General features: G+C 58.8%; 7 protein-coding genes. All 7 read left to right on the top strand.

Annotated features, from left to right (window positions below; genetic code table 11):
* Positions 1 to 616 (top strand): FliM/FliN family flagellar motor switch protein (locus B2W52_RS08795; RefSeq protein WP_286802523.1); only part of this gene is annotated, 616 nt, incomplete at its 5' end.
* Positions 609 to 1,091: a flagellar motor switch protein FliN gene (gene fliN, locus B2W52_RS08790; protein WP_053112483.1), complete on the top strand. Its 483-nt coding sequence runs from the start codon at positions 609 to 611 to the stop codon at positions 1,089 to 1,091. The genes B2W52_RS08795 and fliN, both read left to right, overlap by 8 nt.
* Before the next feature lies 1 nt (position 1,092).
* Positions 1,093 to 1,542: a flagellar biosynthetic protein FliO gene (gene fliO / locus B2W52_RS08785; protein WP_273018029.1), complete on the top strand. Its 450-nt coding sequence runs from the start codon at positions 1,093 to 1,095 to the stop codon at positions 1,540 to 1,542.
* A gap of 4 nt (positions 1,543 to 1,546) precedes the next feature.
* On the top strand, positions 1,547 to 2,323 hold the full coding sequence (gene fliP / locus B2W52_RS08780) for a flagellar type III secretion system pore protein FliP (RefSeq protein ID WP_008173074.1): 777 nt from the start codon (positions 1,547 to 1,549) through the stop codon (positions 2,321 to 2,323).
* 8 nt (positions 2,324 to 2,331) lie between these two features.
* Entirely contained in the window at positions 2,332 to 2,601 is a 270-nt protein-coding gene (fliQ, locus tag B2W52_RS08775; RefSeq protein WP_008173075.1) for a flagellar biosynthesis protein FliQ, read from the top strand.
* Between the two features lie 3 nt (positions 2,602 to 2,604).
* Positions 2,605 to 3,390 (top strand): flagellar biosynthetic protein FliR, encoded by a 786-nt coding sequence (gene fliR, locus B2W52_RS08770; protein ID WP_008173076.1) that lies wholly within the window; start codon positions 2,605 to 2,607, stop codon positions 3,388 to 3,390.
* A 6-nt stretch (positions 3,391 to 3,396) separates the two neighbouring features.
* Positions 3,397 to 4,533, top strand: a complete 1,137-nt coding sequence (flhB, locus tag B2W52_RS08765) for a flagellar biosynthesis protein FlhB (protein WP_062782263.1) — start codon at positions 3,397 to 3,399, stop codon at positions 4,531 to 4,533.
* The last annotated feature ends 290 nt before the right edge of the window (positions 4,534 to 4,823 follow it).

The raw sequence follows: 4,823 nt of genomic DNA, 5'->3' as shown, positions 1-4,823 counted from the left end.
CTTTGGCGGGGAGGGGCGGCACGCCAAGATCGAGGGTCGCGAGTTCACCCCGACCGAGACCCGCATCGTGCAGATGGTTCTGGATCAGGTGTTCCACGATATGAAGGAAGCCTGGCACGCGGTCCTCAAGGTGGATTTCGAGTACCTGAGCTCAGAAGTGAACCCGGCCATGGCCAACATCGTCAGCCCCAGTGAGGTGGTTGTGGTCAGCACCTTCCACATTGAACTCGACGGCGGCGGCGGTGAGCTGCATTTTGCCTTGCCCTATTCCATGATCGAGCCCATCCGCGACGTGCTCGATGCCGGGGTTCAGAGTGATATTGACGATGTTGATGAGCGCTGGGTGAACGCGCTCCAGGAAGACATCAAAGAGGTCAACGTTCCGATCAACACGACGGTCTGTCGCCGTCGGATCTCGTTGCGGGACATCGCCAAGATGAAAGCCGGTGACATTATCCCGGTGGAGGTGCCCGAGCATTTGACGGTCACCGCCAACGGCATCCCCGTTTACAAGGCAACTCTGGGGACCCGTGACGGGAAACTGGCACTGCGGATTCATGAGCGGGCATCAAGGCCCAAGGTAAAGAAACAATTGAAGGTGGGACGCAATGGCTGACGACGACAAGAAAGACGAGCAGGAGCTCAGCGAAGACGAAAAGCTGGCTGCCGAGTGGGAAGCCGCCATGGAAGAGTCCGGGGATGAGGGCGAACGCGAGGACGAGTGGGCCGCTGCGATGGCTGAGGCCGGCGAGGCCGAGGATGATGTTCAGGCTGCCCCCATGGAGGAGTTTGAAACCGGAAGCGAACCCACGAAAGGGGGAGGCCCGGCTCCGGATATCGACGTTATTCTCGATATTCCGGTCACCATTTCCATGGAAGTGGGCAACACTGAGATTCCGATAAGGAACCTGCTGCAGCTCAACCAGGGCTCGGTTATCGAGCTTGACCGGCTGGCGGGCGAGCCGCTGGACGTGCTGGTAAACGGTACCCTGATCGCCCATGGCGAGGTGGTCATGGTGAATGAAAAGTTCGGCATCCGTCTCACCGATGTGATCAGCCCGGGCGAACGTATCAAGCGGTTGCAGAAGTAACATGTGGTCCAGAGTGACTGCGGCACTGGCGCTGCTTGTGATCAATCCGGTTGTTGCCCAGGAAACGGCAAAGACTGCTGCGCCTGATTCGCCGGTGCGAGCCCCGGATACCCTCGGAACCATTCTCAGCCTGGGGCTGGGTCTGGTGGCCGTGGTTGCCGTGATCTATGGCTGCGCCTGGATCATCCGCCGGATGAACGGCATGACCGGCATGAACAACAACGCCATCAAGGTGGTGTCGGTGATGGCCATTGGTGCTCGCGAGCGTATCGCGCTGATTGAGGTGGGCGGCCAGCAGATCCTGTTGGGTATTACCCCATCGGCGATCCGGACCCTGCATGTGTTTGACGAGCCGGTTGTCGAGGCTGGCAGCGCCGGCTCCAGTGATTTTGCCCGGCGTCTGCAGGGCATGATCGGCAAATCCTGGACTTCCCCGACAAGGAACGACTAGCCCCATGCTTGCGGCAACCATCAAGCGACTGCTTCCATCCCTGATTGTCTTGGCGGGCTTTGTCTGGGCGCCACTGGCGCTGGCTCAGGAGCCTTCCGGCATCCCTGGTATACCGGCTTTCACAGTGACGCCCGGAGAAGGCGAGGGCGCCCAGGAATACTCGGTAACCCTGCAGATCCTGGCGCTGATGACAGCGCTGACGTTCCTGCCGGCCATGCTCATGATGATGACGTCTTTTACCCGCATCATCGTTGTGTTTGCGATCCTGCGCCAGGCAATTGGCCTGCAATCCACACCGTCGAACCAGATTCTTCTCGGCCTGGCCCTGTTTCTCAGCATCTTCATCATGAAACCGGTGCTGGAAGAGGCCAACCGGGTGGCGCTGCAACCCTACATGCAGGAGGAAGTAACCTCCCTGGAGGCGGTCGAGCTGGCAAGCCAACCGTTCCGGAAATTCATGCTGGAACAGACCCGTGAGAGCGATCTGGCCCTGTTCATGCGGATCTCCGACACACAGTACGATACACCGCAGGACGTGTCCTTCTGGATACTGATGCCGGCATTCGTAACCAGTGAGCTCAAAACCGCGTTCCAGATCGGGTTTATCCTGTTCATCCCGTTCCTGATTATCGATATGGTGGTGGCCAGTGTTCTCATGGCCATGGGTATGCTGATGCTGTCGCCGATCATCATTTCCCTGCCGTTCAAGATCATGCTCTTTGTTCTGGTGGATGGCTGGGCCCTGATCATGGGCACACTCGCCGCCAGTTACGGAATATAGGAGGCATCATGACTCCGGAAACCGTTATCGACATTCTGCGCGAAGCCCTGTGGATGATCGTGCTTCTTGCCTCGATCATCATCGGCCCGGGGCTGGTGATTGGTCTTGTGGTCAGTACCTTCCAGGCTGCCACCCAGATTAACGAACAGACCCTGAGCTTCCTGCCGCGCCTGCTGGTTACGTTGATTGTCATCATCGTCTGGGGCCCCTGGATGCTCACGCAGTTGCTGGATCATGCCAACCGGTTGTTCGGCAACATACCCTACCTGATTGGCTGACGGATGATACCGGCGGAGATCAGCGCGGATGTGATCGGCCAATGGGTCGGCCAGCACCTCTGGCCGCTGTTCCGCCTGGCCAGCTTCCTGATGGTGATCCCCATTTTCGGTGCCCAGCTGGTGCCGGCCCGGATCCGTCTCGGGCTGGCCTTGCTGATGACCATACTCATCGCGCCCATGATACCGCCCGTTCCTCAGGTGGAAGCCCTGAGCGCCGATGCCGTGGTCATTACCCTGCAGCAGATACTCATCGGCGTCGGCATGGGCTTTGCGCTGACCGCACTCTGGCAGTTGTTCGTGATTGCCGGCCAGATGATCGCCATGCAGATGGGGCTGGGCTTTGCCTCAATGGTCGATCCGGCCAACGGTGTGAACGTGCCCGTACTGTCCCAGATTTACACCATCACCATCACCCTGTTGTTCCTGGCCATGAACGGCCACCTGGTTGCCTTTGAAGTGTTTATAGAAAGCTTCCGGACCCTACCTATTGGGATGGAAGGCCTAGGCCAGACCGGAGTCTGGGAACTGGCCCACCGGATCAGCTGGATGTTCGCCTCCGCCATGCTCCTGGCGTTGCCGGCGGTTACCGCCGTGCTGATCGTCAACATCTCCTTTGGTGTCATGACGCGCGCCGCTCCCCAGATGAACATCTTCGCGTTGGGTTTCCCGATTGGCCTGATTTTTGGATTGTTTGCCATATGGGTGCTGCACGCCAATTTTCTGCCGCACTTCGATCAGTACGCCCGGGAAACCTTTGATTTCATGCGGGGATTGCAGGGGCAGCCGTAGAGATTTATGGCCGAAGAAGACGACAACAGTCAGGAAAAAACGGAAGAGGCCACCCCCCGAAGGCTCGAAAAGGCCAAGGAGGAGGGCCAGACTGCGCGCTCAAAAGAGCTGGCCACCATGGCCGTCCTCCTGGCAGGCGCCGGCGGCATGCTGATGTTCGGCGCCAGCCTGGGAGCCTCGTTGGAGGCGATCATGCGAGATAGCTTCGTTATCGAACGCTCCGCCATCTTCGACATGCGCCACATGAGCGTGCAGCTCATTGAATCCTCCAAGGAAGCGGCCTGGGCTCTCTCTCCCATTCTGGTATTACTGCTGATCGCCGCTATCTTCGGCTCCATCGGCATCGGCGGCCTGCTGATCAGCGGCAAAGCCGTGGCCCCGAAACTCAATCGCATGGACCCCATCAAGGGCCTCGGGCGCATGTTCTCAATGCGCTCCCTTATCGAGCTGGTAAAGGCCATTGCCAAGGTCGGTCTGGTAATGGCCTTGGCCATTCTGATCCTCGATCTGCGCACGGAAGACTTGTTGGCCATTGCCGAGGAGCCGGTGGTGCCGGCCATGGAACATGTACTCTGGACCATCGCCTGGAGCTTTTTCCTGCTTTCCTGCGCCACCATCATCATCGCGGCGATCGACGTACCCTTCCAGATCTACGATCACCAGAAAAAACTGCGCATGACCAAGCAGGAGGTGAAAGACGAATACAAGGACACCGAGGGCAAACCCGAGGTCAAAGGCAAGATCCGCCAACTCCAGCGTGAAATGGCCCAGCGCCGCATGATGCAGGACGTGCCTACGGCAGATGTGGTGATCACTAACCCGACCCATTACGCCGTTGCCCTGAAATACGATCAGAAGGCGATGGCCGCGCCGATAGTGGTGGCCAAGGGCGCCGATGAGGTGGCCTTCAAAATCATGGAAATTGCCCGTGAGAACAAAGTCGAGATCCTGAGAACGCCGCCGCTGACTCGGGCGGTGTACCACAACACCGACATCGGCGAGGAGATTCCCGATGGCCTGTACATGGCCATTGCCCAGGTGCTCGCCTATGTGTTCCAGCTCCGACAGTTCCGCAAGGGGCGCGGGCCCAAGCCCGGTATGCCGGAGTTCCCGATTCCTTCGGATTTGCGGCGGGACGTTTAGTTTGGAGTTGGGTTTCTTTTGGTAGCCTGCGGGTTTGGGAGTTAGCGCGGTTGTGGCTGGCCTTTTCAGGACACGCTACGAGCACATCCATGTGCGCTTGACTGTGGCCATCCATGGCCACAGACAGTCCTGAAAAGGCCACCCACAACCGCTTATCAAACCCCTTCGATATCGCTGAAAAATACCCATCCAACTCAGGAGCTTTTGGCGGATTCCCGTCGGGTTTGCGAGGTTTGTGGGGCTGCCTCCCAAAAATGTCGGCGGCCAAGGATGGCCGACGCCAAGCGCAC

Origin of the sequence: Marinobacter sp. UBA2498, from assembly GCF_002341575.1 — a bacterium.
GTDB classification, from domain to species: domain Bacteria; phylum Pseudomonadota; class Gammaproteobacteria; order Pseudomonadales; family Oleiphilaceae; genus Marinobacter; species Marinobacter manganoxydans.
The sequence above is the reverse complement of the archived record's forward strand: the minus strand, read 5'-3'. Positions and strand labels throughout refer to the sequence as shown.